Below are 21,029 nucleotides of genomic sequence, written 5' to 3'. Positions count from 1 at the left end.
CTGTCTCTGTCCGCACAGCCGGTAAGCAGCACCATGCCATCGCCGTCACACGCCGTCGCGCAGGCCAAACAAGCCCTTGGCGTCCGCCTGCGCGAGATCCGCCTCGTCGCAGGGCTCACCGGGCAGGAGCTCGGTGAGCTGGCAGGATGGCACTCCTCGAAGGTGTCGAGGATCGAGCACGGCCGGCAGACGCCGTCGGACAATGACATCAGGACGTGGTGCCGACACTGCGGAGCGGGCGACCAGGCCGGTGACCTGGTCGCGTCGCTACGCACTATCGACGAGATGTACGTCGAGTGGCGGCGGATGCAGCGCACCGGCCTGCAGCGGCTACAGCAGGCCGCGGTTCCCCTGTACGAGCGGACCACCAGCTTTCGCGTCTACGAACCGTCGCTGATCCCCGGGCTGTTCCAGACGGCCGAGTACGCGCTTGCACTCATGCGTGCCGTCGTGGCGTTCCGCGAAATCCCCGACGACACCGCACAGGCGGTCGAGGCCCGGTTGCAGCGGCAGAAGGTCCTTGACTCCAGCGGTCGCCGCTGTGTGGTCATCCTGGAGGAAGCGGCGTTACGGAACCGCGTAGGAGGCGCCGAGGTGATGGCCGGCCAACTCGGCCGCCTGCTCACCGTGGCGACCCGTCCCAACATCAGCTTGGGGATCATCCCGATCCGCGACCGTGCCATGTGGCCTACCAATGGATTCTGGATCTTCGACGAGGAACGGGTACTGGTGGAGACCCTGTCCGCAGAGCTCACCGTGACCCAGCCCCGCGAGGTCGCCCTGTACGCCAAGGCGTTCACCGAGCTCGCCGACCTGGCATCGTACGGCCCGGCCGCACGAACCCTGATCGCCTCAGCCATCACCGCCTTGGACAGATGAGAGCTTTGGCCGGACGCCCAGCATCGCGCAGCGCGCAAGCCTCATGATGACCTCGTATCTGGTCGGCCGAACGCGACCGATGCCGGCTCCGGGGGCATGGGCAGATCTTTCTGCACGTGATCTGCACGTCGCTGCCAGAGGGTTCTGCACGCGCCTGTGCGAGCATTCCCGGCGTGCGGACATACGTGCTGATCGCCGTGTTGGCGGTGCTGGTGGCGGGTTGCGGGTCGGGACCGAAGACCGCTCTCGAGATCGCCGGATACGTCGAGACGTATCTGCAGGCGCACCCGGACGTCAAGCGGGTGGCGAAGAAGGGAATCCAGAGCGCCACCGTGGTCATCAAGGGGCAGGACCAGGACATCTCCGCCGATTTCGGCAAAGGCTTTCGCGGACGGCTCATCCAGACGGGCGGTACCGGGTACACGCAGATGCTCGGGGAGGAGGTGGCGCCGGGCAAGGCATGGGACAAGATCACCAAGGAGCACGAGCCGTACAACCTACTGGGCATCGGCTTGCTCACGAAACAGGCCATGACCCTGGTGAACAGCCACCGGGTGCACGCACTGCTGGCGGCGACAGGACGAGCGAGCGGCCCGGCATCCGAAGGCGGGCTCGACCACTACACGGTCACCATCGACATGCGGAAGGCACTCGATGAATTGGATCTCGACGCCTTCCTCAAGGTGTACGACCCGCTGCCGTTCGGGCAGGACACCGAAGACGAGTACACCCTGGTCCGGGCCGGCGACAAGGCGGCACAGACCCGGCTTCGCGAAAAGTTGCTCAAGGAGTTCGGTGCGCGCACCACGTACGAGCTCTGGCTCGATGGCCAGGGACGGCCAGTGCGGCAACGACTGAACGCGAAGACGCCGATGGAGATCACCTTCTCCGATTGGGGTGCTACGACCGTGACCGCTCCTCCGGCTGATCAGGTCCGGGCGCTGACCTGATCGGATGGCAGTCCTCGGAGGTATCGAGGGTCAAGCACGGCCGGCAGACGTCGCCGGACGATGACATCAGAACTCGGCGTCTGCACTGCTGAGCCGACGACTCTGGTCTCATCGCTGCGCCCGCCCTCACCGTCTGCCGGGAACACGCCCACCGGCGTCCTCCTCCGGCGGCCAGATCCGAGCGTCGCGCATCCCGGCGTCTCCTCGGCGCTGCTCCTCGAACCCGACGATCATCGCCAGTGCCGCGTGCGCATTCATCCTGATCAGGACGCTGGCGTCTCCGGCCGGGTCGATGAACGGTGAGATGACCGGGGAGGCGGCGATCCCCCGACGGCCGAGCCACTCCTGCATGCGCCTGCGCAGCTCGGCGGCCAGGCGGAGCGCCTGGCGGTCGCGATCGGTGAGGTGACACATCCGGCCGCCTCCGTTCAGCTCTCGCCGACGAGCAGCAGATCGACCCACGTCTCGGGCAGCTTCTCGTCCACGTCGAACCACACAGCCATGCCGTCGCCGCGCCGCCGGGTGATGCCCCACTGCTTGGCGAGCACATCGACCAGCCGCATGCCCCGGCCGCTCTCAGCGCCCTGATCATCGCGCAACAGCCGTGGCAGGCCGTTGTTCCCCTCGTCCATGACCTTGATATGCAGGTCCTCGGCGAACGTCCGCACGATGGCCAGGGTGAAGAAGGACGATCCGCTGTACCGGACGGAGTTCGACGTCAGCTCGGACACCAGCAGCACCGCGATCTCCGCGGCCGGGTGGTCGAGCAGCGTCTGCTCTGTGACCCGCCGCGCGCAGGACACCTGGTCCCCGGTCGCCCGGAACGTCTCCCGCCGAACCGACCGCACCCGCAGCGCCTCGCCCGCCACCGGTGGATTCGGCACCAAACTCCACCCACCCGGCGCCCCGACCAACTCCCCCACCGCGACGTGCCCCTCCACGGCCCCCACCTGGTCCATGGTCATCGCCCAGCACCTCCAGATCCGCGATTTTGCTGCGCTAGCAGCCGGCCCGATGGCAAGCTCTACCGAGCGTGACCGCTTGATTACTAACACGCAACCGCTATTAAAAAACTTCTGAGAAATCACACCTGCTGCGGAGCGACGAGCGCACATCACAGCCAGTACCAGCCGACGCAGCAAGAAAGCAGCAAATCACCCCGAACAGCAGAAGGGCCGAACGAAAATGCCGCAACGGACGAACCCCACCATCCGGCATCGCAGACTCGCCGCCGAGTTGGAGCGTCTACGCGATGCGGCCGGTTTCTCCAGGGAAGAAATCGCCGAACGACTCGACTGGCACGCGACGAAGGTGTGGCGAGTGGAGAGCGCTCGCTCCGGTATCAGCGTCGGCGACCTTCGGGATCTGCTCGACCTCTACGAGGTGCAGGGGGCACGTCGCGAGGCGCTGCTCGCACTCGCCCGACACAGCCGGCAGAAGGGCTGGTGGACCGAGTACCGCGATGTCCTCACCGGCTCCTACCTTGACCTGGAGGCTCAAGCCTCCACGATCAGGAACTTCGAGCCACAGGTCATTCCAGGACTCCTCCAGACCGAGGCTTATGCCCGGACCGTGATCCGCGCCACGCTCATCACGGACCCCAAGGAGGTCAGGCGACGTACCGAGGCGCGCATGGCACGGCAACAGTTGCTCACCCGAGACGGCGATGGCCCGACGCTGTGGGTCATACTGGACGAGGTGGCCATCCGGCGCCCTGTGGGCGACGGTGACACGATGCGCGAGCAGTTGCAGCGGCTCATCGAGATGAGCGAGCACCCGCGAGTCACGATGCAGGTCATTCGCACGTCGGCCGGCGCCCACCCCGGCCTCTCAGGTCCATTCGTCATCCTCGACTTCCCGACGCCGCAGTTCTTCGCACCGATCATCTACTTGGAGACCGCGGCGACCGGGCTGTATCTGGAGGAGACGGAAGAAGTAATGCAATATACGCTGATGTTCGACCACCTGCGGGCAATCGCCCTCAGCCCAGCGGAGTCTGTCAGGTTCATCCAATCGGTCCAGCCCGGCTTCGGGAGCGAAGAATGATCGATCGTCACGACGTAAACCTGTCACACATCGACTGGCGCAAGAGCAGCTACAGCACAGGCCAAGGCGAAAACTGTGTAGAAGTCGCCCGAATGGACTCGCACGTCGCAGTACGAGACTCCAAGTGCCCCGACGGCCCCATCCTCATCTTGCGCCGCCAAGAGTGGAGCGCCTTTCTATCGAAGATCAAATGAAGACGCCGGTCTGGACCCGCGTCCTCGACTGGTCATCATCACGCGGCGACCTCGACCCACTCGTGTGCGTAGTACAGGCAGAAGACTCCCACTCGGCCACTGGCCAGGCGATCGCCCTGACCAGCGACCACTTCGCCGGCATCAACAGCAACCGGCGCAACGCGGACGACGTCGCGGAGGAGATCTTCCCCATCGTGACCTTCCACGGCGACCTATCTGGCTTGATCGCCTCCCCAGGCCACTACCTACTCCGCGAACCAGGCCTGTAGTTCTTCTTGCACACTCCAGCCGAACCAGCGAATCCGATCAGCGAGGTCCAACAAGGCCGTCCCAGATCCGGTACAGGGCCGCGATCGTTGAGTCCGGCCGTCGCGGAGCTACATCACTTGCGCGCCAAGTCTCGCTGACGAATGCTGCGCACCCGCTCGGCAATGCGGCCGGCCGCGTCCTCAGGATTCTCGTGCTCCCACACGCGGATCACATGCCACCCGGCCTCACTCAACTTCTGGTCGGTCTCGGCGTCGCGCTCCCGGTTGCGGACGACCTTCTCCGCCCAGTAGGCGGCGTTGGTCGCCGACTTCGTGTGGTGATCAGGGCACCCATGCCAGAAGCACCCGTCCAGGAACACCGCCAACTTCGCCTTGGTAAACACCAGATCGGCAGTGCGCCGGACCTTCGGCAGCGGCCTGACCGAGACTCGGTACCGAAGACCAAGGGCGTGCACCGCACTTCGCAAGGCCAGTTCCGGCTTGGTGTCCCTCCCCTTGTTCGCCCGCATGCTCTTACGCACGCCCTCGCTGGACGCGCCCACCGGTCTCACAACTGCCATATCTCCACCGTACGAAGGCCATGTATCCAGTAAGCCGACAGCGTCTACCTCCCTGAGGTCGGGGGTGACGCCGTGCAGGACGACCACCACATGAGAGCCCAGGTCGCTGAAGAAGGCGAAGGAGAGCATAGCGAGAGGTCTGCCTCTCGCCTTCGAAAACCGCTCAGACATCTGCAATAGCAGCATGCCTTCACGAAGCGGCTACGATCCGCATCGGGGATACCGACATCTTGATCGGGTCAGGAGGGTGCCGTGCTGGGCGGTGTCACGTTGGCCGGCCGATACCGTCTGGATGAGAAGCTGGGCGCTGGGGCCATGGGAGAGGTGTGGAAGAGCTTCGACCTGCGCCTGGATCGCCGGGTGGCCGTGAAGATCTTTCCAAACCATGTCGATCCCGATCCTCGGCGGATCGAGCGCTTTCGTGCGGAGGCCAAACTCTGTGGCCGACTACAGCACCCCGGCATCGTCGTGGTACACGACGCGGACGAGGATGACGGGCGCCTGTTCTTCGTCATGGAACTCCTCGACGGCAAGGACCTGGCGAAGGTCATGACCGAGAACTTGAACGGGCTTCCCATCGAGCGGGCCATCACCATCGGTGTCCGCCTGGCCCAAGCCCTCACCGAGGCGCACGCCAGCAAGGTCATCCATCGCGACATCAAACCGGCCAACATCATGATCCTCCCCGGCGAACGACCGAAGATCTGCGACTTCGGCATCGCCAGGGTCATCGACTCCGGCAGGGCCACAGCCCATGCCGGTACTCCCGCCTATGCGGCACCTGAACAGAGCGACGGCGTTCCTGACGAGCGCAGCGACCTCTATTCCCTCGGTTGCGTGCTCTACGAGATGGCGACCGGTGACCGGCCGTTCCACGGCAACACTTGGCAACTCTTATTTCAGCACGCCACGAAGATGCCGAAGCCTCCCAGCGAATTCCGCTGCGAGGTGCCCTCCCCGTTGGAGGAGCTGATCCTCCAACTTCTGGCCAAGAACCCCGAAGATCGTCCGCAGTCGGGGACCGAGGTGACGGCCCGCCTTCAGGCCATGCGTGCCCCTGCGCCGAAACCAGGGCCGAAGAAGGTCGATGGGCTTCCGCCGGACCGGCTCCTGAAGTCGGGAACCCCTGAGCGGAAGCACACCGACGCTGACGACGCCATGGTGAAGGCCATCGAACAAGTCCTGAACCGGGCAAGGATCGATGCCAAGGTCGCCGGATACACTCGCACGCCGCGATTGACCCGATTCGAAGTCAGGCTGGGTCCCACGACGCCTGAGACGGTGGTCCTCGCTCTGGCCTCCGACTTCGCCACAGCGGTGGACAACAGTGGGGCCAGACTCGTCCCCATGAAACGGTCGACATCTCCCTTGCCAGGCGTCGTGGCGATCGGCATCGAAGTACCCCACAGGGCTCCCGACCTGCTCAGCCTCGGTGACATCCTTCGCGAAGTGCCAAACGGTAGCTCGTTACTCGCCGGTCTTGGTCGGACCGAAGATGGCAATCCCGTTCTCCTAGACCTCGGCGCATCACCCCATCTTCTGATCGGTGGCAAGGGCGGGCGCCTGTATCCGCTGCGAAGCATCATCGCCTCACTGGCGATGCATCACCGGCCGAAGAGCCTTCGCCTGGTGCTCACTGAAGGAAGGGATCCCTTCGCCAGCCTGCCCCATGTGGTCTCCCAGGCCGAGAGCAATCCGATCGCCTGGGCCTTGGCCGAGATGGATGGACGCTACGCGGATCTGACCACCACTCACTGTCGTACCACCGACCAGTTCAACCGGGAGGTGCGCGAGCTGAGGATACCCGTGCCCAGCGGTGCCCTCGGCGACACCGAACTGGCGCATCCGGAGGTCGTGGTAGTGATCGACGAACTGGCCGACCTCGGCCAAGACGATGCGATCATCGAACTCGTCCGGGAGGGCCGGGCGGTTGGGTTTCATGTGATCGCCCACGTCGCTGCGCCCTCCGATCAGGTGCTGAACAGCCGGATCAAGGGCTACTTTCCGGCCCGATTGGCGCTCCCCACGACCACGGCCGCGGAAAGCCTATGCATCCTGGACCGGTTGGGCGCCGAGTCACTACGTCCGGGCAACGGGCTCTTCCTCGCCGGGAGGAACGGCCCACCCTACGAGATCGGCCTAGCGATGATCTCTGACGAAGAGATCAGGGCTGTCGTCGATCACTGGCGAGGTTGAGGAACGGGCTCGGCTCACCATGCCAGGACACATGTAGGCGTTCGCGTGCACGGGTGCCTGCCACGAAAAGCAGACAACGTTCTCGTTGCAGGTCATTCCAGTGTGTGGTGGCATCCTCCTCTAGGGGGGTGACCGCGTTGGCGGCGGGCACCTGGTTGGCGCCCGCGCCGATCAGCGCGACGCAGCGAAACTCCAGGCCCTTCATTCGATGCATGGTCGCGGCTCGAATCTGGCCCTCCGCCCCGTCACGGTCGCGCGACAGGTAACACGCGCCAACGCCAGCACGGGTAAGGGTCTCGACCACCGACTGCCCCAATGTCTCGGACCTGGCCGCGATCCCGATCTCCTCCGGTCGCACCCCGGTGTCGAGCCAGCTCCGTACGATGTCGACGAGGTACTCGAGTTCGGCGCTCTGGGTCGGCGCGCCGTAGAACTCAGGGGGCGCGCCATGCACCTCGGAGCGACAGCCGCTCAGGCTCGCCGGCCGTCCGTCGAGATCGTCTACCTTCTCGCCTGCCAGCATCGCGCAGTTCCACTCAAGGATTTCCCGAGTGGTCCGGTAGTTGATCTGTAGCCTGGTCGATCGGCCCGCGAGACGAATGCCCAACGAATTGAGGGAGACCCGATTGTCATAGATGCGCTGGTGGGTATCGCTAGCGATGAACAGATCGTTCGGTCCCTCGGCAACCGCAGCTCGAAGCACTCGCCAGCGCACCGGATGGAGGTCCTGCGCCTCGTCGACGACAATATGGTCGTACGGCAGAGCCCCCAAAGTAACGAGCGCCTGGGTTGCCGCGACACAAATGGTCTCGAAGGTGCGATAGTTGTGCTCCGTCATTTCGCGCTCGAACTCGGCGATCGCCTGCCAAACCTGGGCACGCTGCAGCGTCCCTAGCCGCCGACCTCGCCCCGTCCGACGCGCGCACAGGTATCCGTCGGAGGCCGTAATCCCCTGCGCCAGGACGACTTGCCTCCATTCTTCCCTGAGGAACCTCTCGGTGAAGTCCAGACCCCGATGCCGGACGATCCGCCGCCAGATCTGCTTCTCCTCCTCATCACGAAGAAGAGTGAACTTCCCGACGTGCTGGTCTACCACCCGCCGCGCCATCTGATCCACGGTCAGTACGTCGATTCGGCCCAGCACTTCGTCATCGGTCTCTAGCAGTCGCAGTGACTCTGCCAACGAACGGGTCAATGTCGCGGTGAAGGTCGTCAGTAATACTCGACCGCCCTCGCGGGCCAAGTGCCGGGCACGGTGCAACGCAACCACGGTCTTTCCGGTGCCTGGGCCTCCCGTCACCTGTGCCGCGCCCGTGTAAGACCGGAAGGCCGCCTCATGCTGCAAAGGATGCAAGTAGATCCGCCACCTGGCGAAGGGCGCGGCGAACAGTTGCATTAATTCGTCCGGTCCCTGCACCAGCGCCACCTTGTGCGGCATCCGTTGAGCGGCGGCGACCAGATCCTCTGGGTCGATCTGCTCCGGTTCTGGGGCGCCTACCACGTCGTCCCAGACGTCCTCCGGGGACATGCCGGCGGCCAAGCCAAAGAGAACGTCGTACTGGATCTGTGGCAGCTTGCCGTCCAATGCCTCCAGCATGGCCACATCGGTGAGCATTCGGGCGAACGCCAGCATCTGATCATCGATGCCCAGCCGAACCATGTCAGCGTCGGAGACGTGAGCGAAGAGCGGGCGTGCGGACTCGACCGGAACCCGCGTGAGCCCTTCGATGGTGCGATCGATGATGGAGTCATCGCGGATCTCCATATGGCCGGTGGCCATATTGACCGAGACGCGGCGGTGCCTCACCCACTCGTAGGCCTCGTCATGGGTGTCCACGCGTAGCAGAGTGAAGTCATCACCCGACTTGGGGGCCAGAACGATACCGCGGTACTTTCGATCGATCCGAATGCTTTTGAACCGATCGTCGCGGATGTTGTTGAGCTTTTCCAGGTGCGCCCCTGCGTGGGCGGTCTGCTCGAACCTGGCGATCGTGTCGACGACCTTCTGCTGAATAGGCCGCTCCAATCGCACAAGGTCCTGTAGAAAGTCCTGGTGGATGCCTAAACGTGCCACCGCACCTCCTCGTTGGGCTTCTGGCCCGATCTGGTCCCGATCGAGCCGGAAGGCACGTTACTCATTCACCCTCATAGAAGAAACCGGTCGTCGGATCCTCAGGCGTGCCGATCAGCATGGCCCGGTCCAGGAAGACGTTGTTGGCCTCGCAACTGGTCTCCGGGAGCAGGACACAGGCGTAGCACGCCGCCAGGTTCAGACTGTCGATTCCACCTGCCTCGGACTCCATACACGGCGGGTCCTGCGAACACCACTCGGTGCGACTCAGCGCCGACTCCAGGGTCTCGTGGAGCCTGCGGTGCTCACCTTGGGCGACCACCCCACCAAGAGAGCCGGCGGAGTCGCTCGTGGCGGTGTAGATGAGCACTCCGGCCATGTTCTTGTCCGCGTAGAGCCTTTCGCGGAGCGCCGCGGTCGGATAGCCGCAGTCCAGGCTCCACTCGTTGATCAGCACATGAGCCAGAGTGTGCAAGAGGATATACCGGGCGGTCACGGGCGACTTGATCTCACTGGGCGGCTTCGTGCTTCCGCTCCACTCAGCGCGCTCGCGGAGGATCGCGGTGTGGTTGCGCCAGATCTGTTGAGCGCGTTCGACCGGCCCTCGGCGTCCCTCCCACTCGATCAGACGTTGCTCGTCGATGGCGAGGAAGACGCCCTCGCCGCTGACCTCGATCGCGGGCAGCCAGTTCACCGAGCCGTTGGCCATCGCGGCACGGCGCGTATCACCACCCGCCGGGTCCGGCATGGTGACCCTGGTGAACGACTCCAGCGCCCGAACCTCCCGGAGTCGTTTGACCAGCATGGATCGCTTTATGCCGTACGGCAGCGCGCTTCCGTCGCCAGGGGCAGTCACACACTCGAACTGGGCGTCGCGAGCAACACTCCCGGTGCCATCGTAGAGTTGATCGTATTCTTCATGCCGCAGCTTGTTCGCCGACGCCAATATGGGCGCCTCATCAGAGTCAGGCAAGGCGCCAGCCTGCAGTTCCCGACGTCGGCGGACGGCCGCTAGGACCTCCTCTCTCGTGAATCGACCGTCGTGCATGATGTCGGTTTTCTCAATCGCATTGAGGATCACCAAGTCGGGCAGGTCATTGTCCAACAGGACGCCCAGCAATTCGTAGTGCGGGTTGAGCTTCTGCTGGAGCGCTTCCGACCAAGGCGGGATCGACAGTGCCGATCGAGTGATCCCGAACCAGGCCGCCGACGCACCGCGCTGCAGGGTACGAGGTGTCGCACTACACTCGGGCTCCCGTGCGTCGCTACCGAGCCATGGCCGCCGCCCCTTGCACTTGATTCCCAGGCCGGACATCGCACCGCCGCCAAAGGCACCTTCTAGCGACGCCGGCCGTACCCCACACGAGCACTTCACCACGACCGAGCGGAGCGACGCGGTCTGGCCGGTGCTCTCGAGCGTGAGCTTGTGCCCGCCCGTCCCGTTCACCTCGCTGGCCGGCTCGGACTTCTTGTGAACCCATTCGAAGTACGGAAAATCATCCAGGTGCCCGTTCTCGCAGGCGATCACGAAGCGTGAAGGAGTCAGCGGCTTCTCGCACTCGCCGCAGATGCTCTTACCTGCGGGTGAACCGAACCTCTTGAACTCCTGGAGCTTCTTGCATTTGCCACAGGAGTACGTCTCGGGAAAGAGTCGCACTTTGATCCCGTCTCCCGATGCCGGCTCGTCCGCCGGAGGCAGCTGGAATCTCTCGACCTGGAGCCAGTGCTGAAGCCGGGGCTCGTAGACCACGTCCGACGGCCATACCCGCCAACTGTCGAGTCCGCTCACGATGTACGACTGATCCTCGACAGCGATCATCGAACCCACGCCGTACGTAGTGATGGTCTGTGCCCGGCGTACCGCGCCCAGTGGCTTGCGGGTGACCGCCGCCTCGCCGTTCCGACCCGCCTGCCGGGTTCGTCCGCTACGAAGTGGCATCGTCATCGCTCCAGGTAAAGGTCGGACTCCGCATCGACATCGCGGAGGCTCCACAGAGTAGGAAGGGCTTCAGTGAGATCGGTATCAGTGAAGGTGCAGAGAAGAGCCTCGTCGGCATTACGCATCTCGCTCCGCTTGAACCGCGGCTTGGCCTCATAGACGAGGTCCGGGTTTCCGTCCGCAAGGTCACCCCAGTGGCTGATGAGCTCGTTGAGATCTTTCTCGACGCCGACCGACTCCTCTTCGTCAACCGCCCTCGCTCTGATCAGGATGAGTTCCTTCAGTGCCTCGATCCGGCTCTCGTGTTTCAGGACGTCGGCCGCCGCCCCGTTTAGCCGAAGCTCGGGGTACATGAGGCGTGCCATGCCGACGAGAACGGCATGCAGTGCCCGATCGCGGGCGCGTGGCGAGAAGGGAGTGACGCTGGTCGACTCGACCTGCCGATAGAGCGCCGAGTGGTAAGGGACGAAGCTCTCGTAGTGCGAACGGTCCCGAGACCGGTTGGCATTGTAGAGAATCACCACCAGGCCGGGGTGCTGACGTCCGACACGGCTGCTCGATTGGATGTATTCGGCCGTGGTCTGCGGCTGACCCATAATGGCCATCAGGCCGAGTCGGTCCACGTCCACTCCCACGGAGATCATGTTCGTGGCGAGCACCGTGTCGAAGACGCTCTCGTCCGGAAGCATGCGCTCCAGGTCCTTGAGCCGCTTCGGGATGTCACTTGATTTCACCCGACTGGTCAACTCGGTGAGCTTCTCGGCCCGCCGGAGTTCGGTTTCATGACGATCTGCCAGTAGCTTGAGTCGGTCCTGCACGTCGTCAAGTACTTGGAGCTCGGCGGCCGCCAGAAGTCGGAGGCTGTTGAAGTAGCCCACCAGAGTCCAGTAGGCATCGCGGATCGAATCAGCGCCGCCGATGTGGTCCGCATGGTGCAGCAGCGCCGCGTACGAGCGGACGAGCAAGGTGGCCTGACTGGTGTTAGGCGCCAGCAACCCCATGTAGAGGCGGGACGCCTTGTCTTTGGCCGGAGTCTCCACTGCGAACCAAGAGTCCCGCGCATCCAGGCCAGCTGGTGGGAACTGCGCCACCTCTCGATTGAACAGCCGCTTGACCTGGTCCTCGGCGCGGCGGATGGTCGCGGTCGAGGCGATCACCTTGGGCCGGTCTGCGGCAACGTCGATGGCCGTCTCATAAAGGCCGGCGAGGCTTCCCAGGGGCCCCGAAATGAGGTGGAGTTCGTCCTGCACGATCAGCTCCGGCGGAACAGTGCCAGCCCTATCGCGGTTGAAGAGGGCCGCTACCTCGGAGCGCCAGGCGATCTGCGCGAACTTGTCCACGGTGGCGATCAGCAGCGTTGGCCGCACCGCGTATATCTTCTCGTCCACCACATGGACCGGAAGCCGGTCGTGGAACACACAATCCCCATCGGCGCAGAAGATGCGCATCCGGGAGGCGGAGACGTCCACCTCGTACTCGTCCGGCCCCATGGCCGTGCCACACCACGGGCAGAAGCGGAGTTGGACCGGGTTCTCCGTATGCAGTTCATGGCCGGCCCGGAGCTTCTTGAGGCTCTCGTCTGCGTCCTTGAGCCTGTTGGGGGTGGCCGCTGCACCGACCCACATGCCGATGGAGATGGTCTCCTCGCCGAGCTCCTGTGGCCTTCGGCCGCGAATGATCTCCATCGCGCAGATCAGCGCAGCCGCCCGCTCGAACTGCTGAAGCGTGAGAAGGCGGAGCGTGTATCGCATGATCGCCGTAACCCCGCCGCCCTCAGAACGCTTGGCGAGCCGGCGTAGGAAGACGGTGAACGCAATGATCCCGAGATACGCCTCGGTCTTACCGCCGCCGGTAGGAAACCAGAGCAGGTCCGCGAAACCCCGATCGTCGTGCTCGGGATCGACGATCCCGTCCACGCAGAGCAACAGGAAGGCGATCTGGAACGGGCGCCACTTGCCCATCTCCACATCCGGCTCGCCCTTCCTTTGCTTCTTGATCCAACTGGTCCGGGCCCGCTGGACCGCCATCGCCTCGTTGGCATACCGGAAGGCGGTCATGGCCTTCGGCTCACGCCGGAGCGTCTCGATGCCCGAATCCATCCGATCGCAGGCCACCTCACAGCGCCGGATCTGCTCCCTTGCCGCATCGGCGTAGTCGGTGTTCCCAAGCAGCCTCGACTCCTCGGCCCGCTCGGCGATCCATGCCCGATAGCCGCTCACCAAGCCACGGAGCCCGGCCAGGATCTCGTCATCGGACTTGCGTTTCAGCTCGATCATGCGCAGTGCCGAGTCGTCGATCTCTGGGTTGGAGTCGGTGAGCAGGACCTCCTTCGTCGGTACGAACTCGCTCCAGATCGCCTCCACCGCAGCCGGTGCACCCTTGAGCAATGCCTCGTCTCGGGGAGGGGGCGGCGTCCAGTGCCAGTCGGCCGCGCATCCGTGCCCGACAGCGAAGTTGGGTGCGTAACGGTAGAGGAGCCGGTTTGTCTTGATCTCCTCTTCGTCTCCGCCAGCCGGGACCGGCCGCTCAACGAACGGCTTCGTGCCTTCGACGCCCCTCACATGAATCTTCGGCTGGTACAGGCAATAGGCGTCGCGGATATCGAACCTCTCGGTCTCGTTCACGTTCACGAGCGCGACAGTGATGGAGACGGCCCCGTCCTTCGGTGGGCGTACCCGTACGCGCAGTTCTACACCCGATGCAAGGGGCTTAGGGTGCGGATCGGGGTTCCCCAGGTCTATCTCACAGGGGGCAAGGTCCAACTCCCGCCGGCGCCACCGCAGTTCCTGCTCTTCGGTGGCACGGCGCTCGGCACGCTGAGCCTTGACAGGCCGCCCTGCGCTGTCGATCGGTTCATAGACCGCGGCCGTGATCGTCACCGTGAGGGTGGGAGAGAGGTTCGGATCCACCCCGAAGGTCAATCCCATCGAGGACGGCGCCTGGTCGTTCGCCAGTGACACTCCGGTGTCAGGCGGGTCGTCCCTGACCTCCGGAGAGGGATCGTGGTCACGTTCGCGGGCTTCCTCGACCACCTCTGCGACGTCACGACGCCGCGGGTACAGAATTCCGGCGGCGTACGTCGTGACAGGCGAGTCCTTGAGTATTTCGTCCGATCCACCGACCGGCCCGATCATGTCTAAGCGAAGACGTTCGACCAGGTCGGCCCGGAAGGCATAGTGCTCACTGTGCTTGGACATCGGGTTCCTTCTTGTCCCAGGTGAAGCTGGACAGACCGACCAGGCGCGGAGCCAGCCAGACACCATGTCGATCCAGTCCGGCACGGATGCCGGCGGCCTCGTCACCGGCGACGGTCTCTACGGTGTCGATGCAGACCCCAGAGATCACGGCGGGGAAGGCATACGGAGTGAAAGTCGGACCCAACTTCAGGAATCTGTATATGGTCCTACGAAAGTTCTCCGAGGCGGTGCCGATCGGCCGCCCCTGATGCTTGATCAGATACGGCGGGCTCTGCAGCAGGCCGATCGGGTTCGGGTAGAGGCGTTCCAATTCGACCGCGTCCCCGGGCTGCACAGCCGTCGCCAGATAGTGCTGAACATCCGTGGCCACCGCTTCGAAGTCGACCGTGCCGGCTGGGTATTCGGTGGCGACGTCTCCAGCCTGCAATTCAAGGCCGTCACGCCTCCAGTGCTGGTACCAGAAGCGCGCCCAACGCTCGGTCCCGCCGTCGATTCGGATGTTACGCATGTCGATAGCGGACAACCGGTACAGCTCGTCTCGTGGTCTGGTCATGGCCACGTAGAGAAGCCGAGCCTCTTCGGCCGCGTCCTTTTCGACGTCCTTCCGCTTGTTGGTCGTGGCTGGCCGCAACGAGCCCGGATCGACCACGAGTACCCGGTCGAACTCCAGCCCTTTCGCACGGTGGAAGGACGAGACCACGAGTCGTGCGGCAGGCTGGGCGGTCAGTTCATCGGGCAATCTCCCGGCGGCCAATGCCGCGCGGAGTCGAGACAGGTCGAGGACACGGTCGGAGCCGCGGCCGGACCCCGTCCGCTGCAGCAGCCGCCACAAAGCTTCCGCGTTCCCGCCGGCGCCCGCGGGCAGATCGCCGATCAGCTTCTCGAACCGGTCACGGTGCAGTGTCGAAGCATCGCAGCGGGACATGAGGAGACCGATCCAAGCTGGAGCCGCCCGGTCGCGCGCGGAGCGCTGGAGTCGATGCGGAACGCCGATCGCCCGTAGCCGTTCCGAGACCACCAGCGCCTGCCCATTGGTCCGACAGAGAACCGCGGTCGTGCCGTCGTAAGCGGTGAGCGCGTCGGCGGTGAGCCCGTCGAACGCTCCAAAGTCCATGAGACCGGTCAGGACCTTTCGAAGTTCGTCGTAGAGGGTCCCGCCATCGTCGTTGCCGGACTCAGAGAGCGCTCGAAGCCGCGGCCCGAAGTCGAGCGCCACCTTGGCATCGCGGGTGCGGGCTCGGAAGTTGTCGGTAAGGCTCAGCTCGGTCAGTTCCTCGCCGAAGGTGCCCCGGAGCCATTCGAAGAATCTGTTGGTCTCGCCCTTGCGCTCTGCGTCGCCTTTGATCGTGAAGCCGTAGATCGACTGAGCAGGGTCACCGACCACCGTGAATCCACAATCGAACCGATCCAGCAGGGCCTCCACCAGGTCCCGTCGATGCCCTACTAGATCCTGGACCTCGTCGATCACCACGTGATGCAGGTCATGCTCGTACAGCTCGTCGGCGAGGCACTCGTCGATCGCCTTACGTGCGCCCTCGATCCGGGCGTCGAACGACTTCTCAGCCCAGTTGCCTTGGGCGTCCACCTGCGTCAACAGATCCAGCGCCCAGGAGTCGAAGGTCTGCACCCGCACGTTCCTCGCCGTCTCGCCGTACCGAGCGAGGCGATTCCTGAGTTCCCGCACAGCGGCCCGTGAGAAGGTGAGCACGAGGATCTCCCCCGCGCTGAGCCCGTCTTCGGCCACCAGTCGGTCGAGCCGACGTACGAGAGTGTGCGTCTTGCCCGCGCCGGCCTGTGCGGTGACCAGGATCAGGGCATCGGCAGGCTGATCGACGACAGCCCGCTGCTCAGCCGTGAGCGGAGGGGTGCCCTCGTAGGCATCGCTCACTTCTTGCTCCAGAGGTACTCGAACTGGGTGAAGGCCAACTGGCGGTCGTAGTTGCTGATGTTGTCGGCCACGTCGAGGATCAGACAGGTCTCCTTGCCGCCGTTCTTCGGGCCACGGAGGCCGCGACCGATCATCTGCTGGTACACGTTCGGGCTGTAGGTGGGCCGGGACACGATGACCACCTCTGTGGCCGGGGCGTCGAAGCCCTGCGCGAGCACGCCGTAATTGGTCAACACCCGAATCTGCTTGAGACGGAACTTCTCTATAAGCGATCGCCGCTCGGCATCCGGAGTGCCGGAGTCGATGGCAGCGGACCTGATGCCCAGATCATTGAGTTGAGCGGCCATGAGCTTGGCGTGATTGACCGAGGTGGCGAAGAGAAGGATGGGACTGTCCGCAGGCAGCGCCTGGATTTCGCCGATAATCGTCTGGTTGCGGTCGATGTCGCGTCCCAGCTTCTCTTCCACGGAAGCGGGCAATCTCGCGCCCTCGAAAGCGGTCGCCTGCCTGAGGTCTTCCGGCGAGAGCGTGAGCGTGATGCCCTCGAGCTGCCGGTGGTCCACCCGCGCAAGAACGCCCAGGTCCTGCAGCTCGGCGTACGGATCTCCGCTATCGAAGATTCCCTCATCCAGACGGTTCCCTCCGTAGCGCTCGACCAGGCGGTTGGTCTCGGTCTCGTTGAAGCCCCGGTAAGGCGTCGCTGTCAGGCCGAGCAGGGGACGGGAGGTCTCCCTGAACGTCAGGCCCATCGACGTGAGAAGCCGGGTGTATCGCGGCGTGATCGAGGCATGCGCCTCGTCGACGATCACAAGTGCCGGGTCACGAAGCCAGGCGTACTCCGGCTTCTCCAGACAGGCCTCCAGCTTCGCGTCGGTGGCGACGACGAGTTGGGCACTGTCCCTGCTGTGAGCGGCCTCGCGGCTCGACCACAGTCGGTTGATCACCAAAAGCTCGCCCGGCCCGACCTTGGACCACACGAAGGACCAACTCTGGACCGCCTGCTCACAGAGTTCTTCGCTCTGAGCGATCCAGAGCACCGGCCTGCCACCAAGACCACGTTCCCTGATCACGCGAATGACCGCTTCGGCTGCCACACGGGTCTTACCTGCGCCGGTCGGCAGGCAGAGCATGGCACGCGGCGCGTCGTATTTGGTCAGCAGTTCGACCGCTTTCCGCGCCAGCCTCTCCTGGTAGTCGTGGAGTCGTGGAAAGGCGGTGGGTCCGTAGACCTTCTCCACCGGAGGCAACGTCTCCCCTCTACTTCCCGCGTACTCTCCGGGGAAGCCGAGGTCGTTGACGATGCGTACCGACGTGGCGTCGCCGCGGAAGCCGGCGGCGAGCTGGGGGAACTGCACCTCGATGTCCTTGCGGTAATGCCGAAGGACCTCGGCCCCGCAGGCGTTATGCGCGAGCTCGGCGATGCGACGATCCTGAGGATCGCCCTTGTTCGCCCGGTCACTTTCGAGCAGCCCTTCGGGGAGTCCCTTTTTCAGAGCCTCTGCTCCCACGAGCATCAGCAGCTTTTCAGCCAGGCTCTCGGTCTGGCGTATGCGTTGGATGCGCTCGTTGTTACGTTCCAGCTCACGCCGCTCGAGAATGCTCTTGCAATTCGCCGGACCGAGAGCGAGCTTCAACACCCGGTCCACCGCATTGAGCACCTGCAGATCATCTGCCGGCATCCGGACGAGGACCTTACGCTCCTGTGGCATCGCCGCGGCGGGGATGGGCTCGGTGCGCATGCCGTTGGGGGTCCTGATGACCTCTTCCAGTTCCTCGCACCGTACGGTGGCCCATCCGTCGACCTGTGACCGTCGCACGGTCTTCAGGTAAGGGAACTCTTCAAGAAGGGGCATGGCTTCCGCCTGCCCGACATACCTGATCTCCTTCTGGATCGCGTCGGCAGGCGCGAGCATCCCCCATGCTTCTCGCATCGTCTCCGCGAGCGAATCCGTCGGGACGAGAAGTGCCGGCACTCTCTCACGTACGAGTGCGTCGTATTCGGATCGCATCGCGGTGACGGCGATGTCTTTGTCCTCGACATCGCTACGCCACTCGTGGCCGACCCGGCATCGCGTCGTGGCGCCCTCGGGAAACTCGTATTCGACCTGGAACATCAAGGCGTACACCTTCCCGGGGAAGGCGTCATCGGTCGACGAGGACGCCGCTTGGAGAAGTTCACTCCAGAGCGACCCCTGCATCTCGTCAACCGTGTGCGGCAGCCCCAACATCGAGGCGACGCCAGGCGACACGTCGGCCACCGGAAGAACGTCCTTGTGAGCGGCCAGGTCAGGCGCAACGCAGCGTGCGACCCTTCGCAGGCCCTGGGAGGTCTGCAGATAGCCATGTTTGCGCGCGAGCCATCGAAGCGGTGACGCGATGTTCTTCCGGCCCGCCACCCCCTTGTTACCAGGCTGCATGGTCCACTTCGCGACCGCCCCACCCGCCGGGATGGCACCGAGAAAGGCAGCACGACCCTCTGGGGAGAGGGCGGTGAACAAGTGCAGCGGGCCAGGCGGATTCGTTCCTTCGAAGTGCATCTTGGCCAGGCTGGGACGAGGCTCATTAGCCGGAAGCGTCGACAGATACTGCTCCCAGCAGGATTCCTTGTACTCCTCGAACCACTTGTCTCCCTCGGGGTCCACATTGAGGATCGGGCCCTCGAGCAGCCCAAGGTCGGCCAGTAACCCCCGGTCCTCCCGATGGAAGTTCATGTCCACAGCGAGTTGTTCGTCCCGGGAACCGTCACCGGGAACGAGACGCCCGGGAATCAGACAGTCCTTGATCCGCCGGAACTCACCCGTCAGGGTCTTGACCTTGAGTTCCTTGGCCGTGTTGATGCCCCGCCCCTGAAACGCCGCCCGGACGCCAGCAGGACCCGCCAACCGAGCGAGCTCCCAGAACGCACCCCAATCTCGGGAGGCGTAGCCGTAAAACCCGCGCTGCACGACGGATGCGAACCGGCCCACGTGGTCGGCCTCATGGATGCCAAGGGAGTCCAGCGCGCGAGCGATGACGTCGTTGCCCGTGTAAACGCGCTCGTCCACATAAACCGTGTTGTCCGCCAGGCCGTCGGCCCCTGACCGCCTGAAGACCCTCGTGGACGGTGCGACCATCCCCAGATTCTCGGTGAGAACGATCTTGGCCCGCACGGCATCCTCGGCCTGCGGATGCTTGTACCGCAGCATGTCCGCCGCGATGAGCACCGCACGGGCCGACCCCTCCGGGGACCCGTCGGAGACAAGCGCCTCGAGCCACTCCTTGGCCGTGGCGACGGGAGTCTTGGAATGGGACAGGATCAGATTGGCCCCGTCTCGCCTGTGCTTCGCCTTCTCCACTGAGTGGTGGACCCAGCCGGCCGGCCGGCCGGAGTGCTCCCCCCACCACTGAAGCCATTCCGGACGCAGGTCGGCAGGGTGCATGCGCACCTCGGACGGTGTAGCGAAGTGTCCATTCTGGTCAGGAAAGACCGGTCGATCAGGAGCGATCTTCCAGATGCTCTCCACCAAGTCCTCTGCCGCCCACTGCGGCTCTTCGCGCCCTCGGGCGGGCACGAAGTCCAGATAGGCCGCCGGGTCACCCGACCGCGCCAGTGCCGGGAAGGATGCGACCACCAATTCGGCGGCCTGGATGATCAGATCACTGTTGAAGCGGTTGTTGGCGTAGAGGTTCCCTCGGTCTTCGCTGGTCTTCCAGGGAGCGTTGATGATCCCTCGAAGGGTGGTCGTGTAGTGGGTCGGGAAGTAGGCCCAGAACCGCCCCCTTCCCTGCGCACGACCCGCAACGTCGGGTACAGCCCAGGCAAGATCGATCTCGGGGCGGTCGTGAAGCTCACCGGCATCCTCCAAGGCCTCGCCCGAGGGACGATGAACGCTGGTGAAGACTCGCCACTCCTCGGTCTCCTCCCTCTCATCCTTGCCATCGACGGACAGGATCTTCTGCAAGGTGCGACGGTCGCCGTCGACCTGCTGGAAGATCTGTCGCCTGGAGATCCGTCCGGACAGCCGCTTCTCCAGGGTTACCGTTCCCACATGCGGTGAGAACAGGGAGAATTCCGCAGGGAAGTCGTCGATGTCCTTGGCCAGTCGGGGCACGGCGGCGGGCTTGAGCGGCAGTCGCACGACCGTTGTCGCCCAGGAGAGGAGTTCCTTGAGGATCGGGTCAGAGGCAGCGGCCCGATCCCGGTCGAGCGGACGGGCGATCCTGAGTACGGGCGTCTCCGTGGCCACGGGTTGGACCCGCTTGATCTCCAGTTCGGCCCACTCCCGGTCGAATCCGAAGCTCTTCTCGTCCTCCTTGCTGAAGAACTCGGGGACATCCGTCACGCTGAGGACGGACTTGACTCCGACACCGAACCGACCGATCTGGCCACCTCGCTTCCGCGACACCCCCATGCGCAGAATGGTGTCCGCGCCCTCGGGAGTGATCGCGGTCCCCTGGTTGGCGCAGTACAGGTGAGTGCCTGTGAGGACCACGGCGATCTCCCCACCAGGCTCGTTCCGCAGTTCGTCCGCGCCGTTCTGGACGAGTTCGTAGATCTGACGTTCGCCGTAGCCCCCCTCCTTGATACGACGCTCACCGTTGACATGCTCCTGGATCAGACCGGGATCGATTTCGTAGGTCTCGAGCACCCGCGCGGTCTGCTCAAGGATGACCTGGAGAACGGAAGGTTCGTCGATGCTCACAGCAATTGCCTCACAACAGTGGAACTCAATTGAAGGGGGTTGAGCACGATCGTGAAACTAATTCGGACATATCAGGACGCCAGGGATACGCGTCGATGCCCCTCTTACCCGAGCACACTAAAATAGGGCTTGATATGGGTCAAGAAAGGAGATGAGTC

The 21,029-nt window shown here is 64.3% G+C and carries 14 protein-coding genes; 6 read left to right on the top strand and 8 right to left on the bottom strand.

Going from position 1 to position 21,029, the window contains the following annotated elements:
• Positions 1 to 33: 33 nt before the first annotated feature.
• Positions 34 to 879 (top strand): Scr1 family TA system antitoxin-like transcriptional regulator, encoded by an 846-nt coding sequence (locus tag ABZT47_RS10220; RefSeq protein WP_354838352.1) that lies wholly within the window; start codon positions 34 to 36, stop codon positions 877 to 879.
• A 173-nt stretch (positions 880 to 1,052) separates the two neighbouring features.
• Positions 1,053 to 1,829, top strand: coding sequence for a hypothetical protein (locus ABZT47_RS10215; protein ID WP_354838349.1), 777 nt, complete (start codon positions 1,053 to 1,055; stop codon positions 1,827 to 1,829).
• Positions 1,830 to 1,955: 126 nt separating this feature from the next.
• On the opposite strand, the gene ABZT47_RS10210 is transcribed toward ABZT47_RS10215, so the two are convergent.
• Both ABZT47_RS10210 and ABZT47_RS10205 read right to left on the bottom strand, forming a co-directional pair.
• The gene (locus ABZT47_RS10210; RefSeq protein ID WP_354838346.1) at positions 1,956 to 2,243 is read right to left on the bottom strand and encodes a hypothetical protein; all 288 of its coding nucleotides are present in this window, start codon (positions 2,241 to 2,243) and stop codon (positions 1,956 to 1,958) included.
• 14 nt (positions 2,244 to 2,257) lie between these two features.
• Positions 2,258 to 2,794, bottom strand: a complete 537-nt coding sequence (locus ABZT47_RS10205) for an ATP-binding protein (protein ID WP_354838343.1) — start codon at positions 2,792 to 2,794, stop codon at positions 2,258 to 2,260.
• Between the two features lie 220 nt (positions 2,795 to 3,014).
• On the opposite strand from ABZT47_RS10205, the gene ABZT47_RS10200 reads away from it, so the two are divergent.
• Genes ABZT47_RS10200 through ABZT47_RS10190 form a run of 3 tightly spaced genes read left to right on the top strand, consistent with a single transcriptional unit; the run spans position 3,015 to position 4,338 of the window.
• Complete coding sequence (locus ABZT47_RS10200; RefSeq protein ID WP_354838340.1) at positions 3,015 to 3,875, top strand: helix-turn-helix transcriptional regulator; 861 nt, start codon at positions 3,015 to 3,017, stop codon at positions 3,873 to 3,875.
• Complete coding sequence (locus ABZT47_RS10195; RefSeq protein ID WP_354838337.1) at positions 3,872 to 4,069, top strand: DUF397 domain-containing protein; 198 nt, start codon at positions 3,872 to 3,874, stop codon at positions 4,067 to 4,069. The genes ABZT47_RS10200 and ABZT47_RS10195 overlap by 4 nt, the downstream gene beginning before the upstream one ends.
• Positions 4,066 to 4,338: a hypothetical protein gene (locus ABZT47_RS10190; protein WP_354838334.1), complete on the top strand. Its 273-nt coding sequence runs from the start codon at positions 4,066 to 4,068 to the stop codon at positions 4,336 to 4,338. The genes ABZT47_RS10195 and ABZT47_RS10190 overlap by 4 nt, the downstream gene beginning before the upstream one ends.
• A gap of 113 nt (positions 4,339 to 4,451) precedes the next feature.
• Here ABZT47_RS10190 and ABZT47_RS10185 read toward each other — a convergent pair whose 3' ends face one another.
• Positions 4,452 to 4,898, bottom strand: a complete 447-nt coding sequence (locus ABZT47_RS10185) for a very short patch repair endonuclease (RefSeq protein ID WP_354838753.1) — start codon at positions 4,896 to 4,898, stop codon at positions 4,452 to 4,454.
• 252 nt (positions 4,899 to 5,150) lie between these two features.
• Here ABZT47_RS10185 and ABZT47_RS10180 point away from each other — a divergent pair, with 252 nt between their 5' ends.
• Positions 5,151 to 7,094 (top strand): DNA translocase FtsK, encoded by a 1,944-nt coding sequence (locus tag ABZT47_RS10180; RefSeq protein ID WP_354838331.1) that lies wholly within the window; start codon positions 5,151 to 5,153, stop codon positions 7,092 to 7,094.
• On the opposite strand, the gene ABZT47_RS10175 is transcribed toward ABZT47_RS10180, so the two are convergent.
• The 5 genes from ABZT47_RS10175 to ABZT47_RS10155 all read right to left on the bottom strand — a co-directional run bounded on the left by ABZT47_RS10175 (position 7,063) and on the right by ABZT47_RS10155 (position 20,871).
• Complete coding sequence (locus ABZT47_RS10175) at positions 7,063 to 9,168, bottom strand: UvrD-helicase domain-containing protein (protein ID WP_354838328.1); 2,106 nt, start codon at positions 9,166 to 9,168, stop codon at positions 7,063 to 7,065. The two genes, ABZT47_RS10180 and ABZT47_RS10175, sit on opposite strands and share 32 nt — an antisense overlap.
• Before the next feature lie 61 nt (positions 9,169 to 9,229).
• Positions 9,230 to 11,110, bottom strand: coding sequence for a DUF1998 domain-containing protein (locus tag ABZT47_RS10170; RefSeq protein WP_354838325.1), 1,881 nt, complete (start codon positions 11,108 to 11,110; stop codon positions 9,230 to 9,232).
• Entirely contained in the window at positions 11,107 to 14,301 is a 3,195-nt protein-coding gene (locus ABZT47_RS10165; RefSeq protein WP_354838322.1) for a helicase-related protein, read from the bottom strand. The genes ABZT47_RS10170 and ABZT47_RS10165 overlap by 4 nt, the downstream gene beginning before the upstream one ends.
• Complete coding sequence (locus ABZT47_RS10160) at positions 14,285 to 16,189, bottom strand: ATP-dependent helicase (RefSeq protein WP_354838320.1); 1,905 nt, start codon at positions 16,187 to 16,189, stop codon at positions 14,285 to 14,287. The genes ABZT47_RS10165 and ABZT47_RS10160 overlap by 17 nt, the downstream gene beginning before the upstream one ends.
• Positions 16,186 to 20,871, bottom strand: a complete 4,686-nt coding sequence (locus tag ABZT47_RS10155; protein ID WP_354838317.1) for a DEAD/DEAH box helicase — start codon at positions 20,869 to 20,871, stop codon at positions 16,186 to 16,188. Before ABZT47_RS10155 ends, ABZT47_RS10160 begins: the two co-directional genes overlap by 4 nt.
• Positions 20,872 to 21,029: the final 158 nt, after the last annotated feature.

Origin of the sequence: Sphaerisporangium sp. NPDC005289 (genome assembly GCF_040607455.1) — a bacterium.
Taxonomy (GTDB): domain Bacteria; phylum Actinomycetota; class Actinomycetes; order Streptosporangiales; family Streptosporangiaceae; genus Sphaerisporangium; species Sphaerisporangium rhizosphaerae.
The sequence above is the reverse complement of the archived record's forward strand: the minus strand, read 5'-3'. Positions and strand labels throughout refer to the sequence as shown.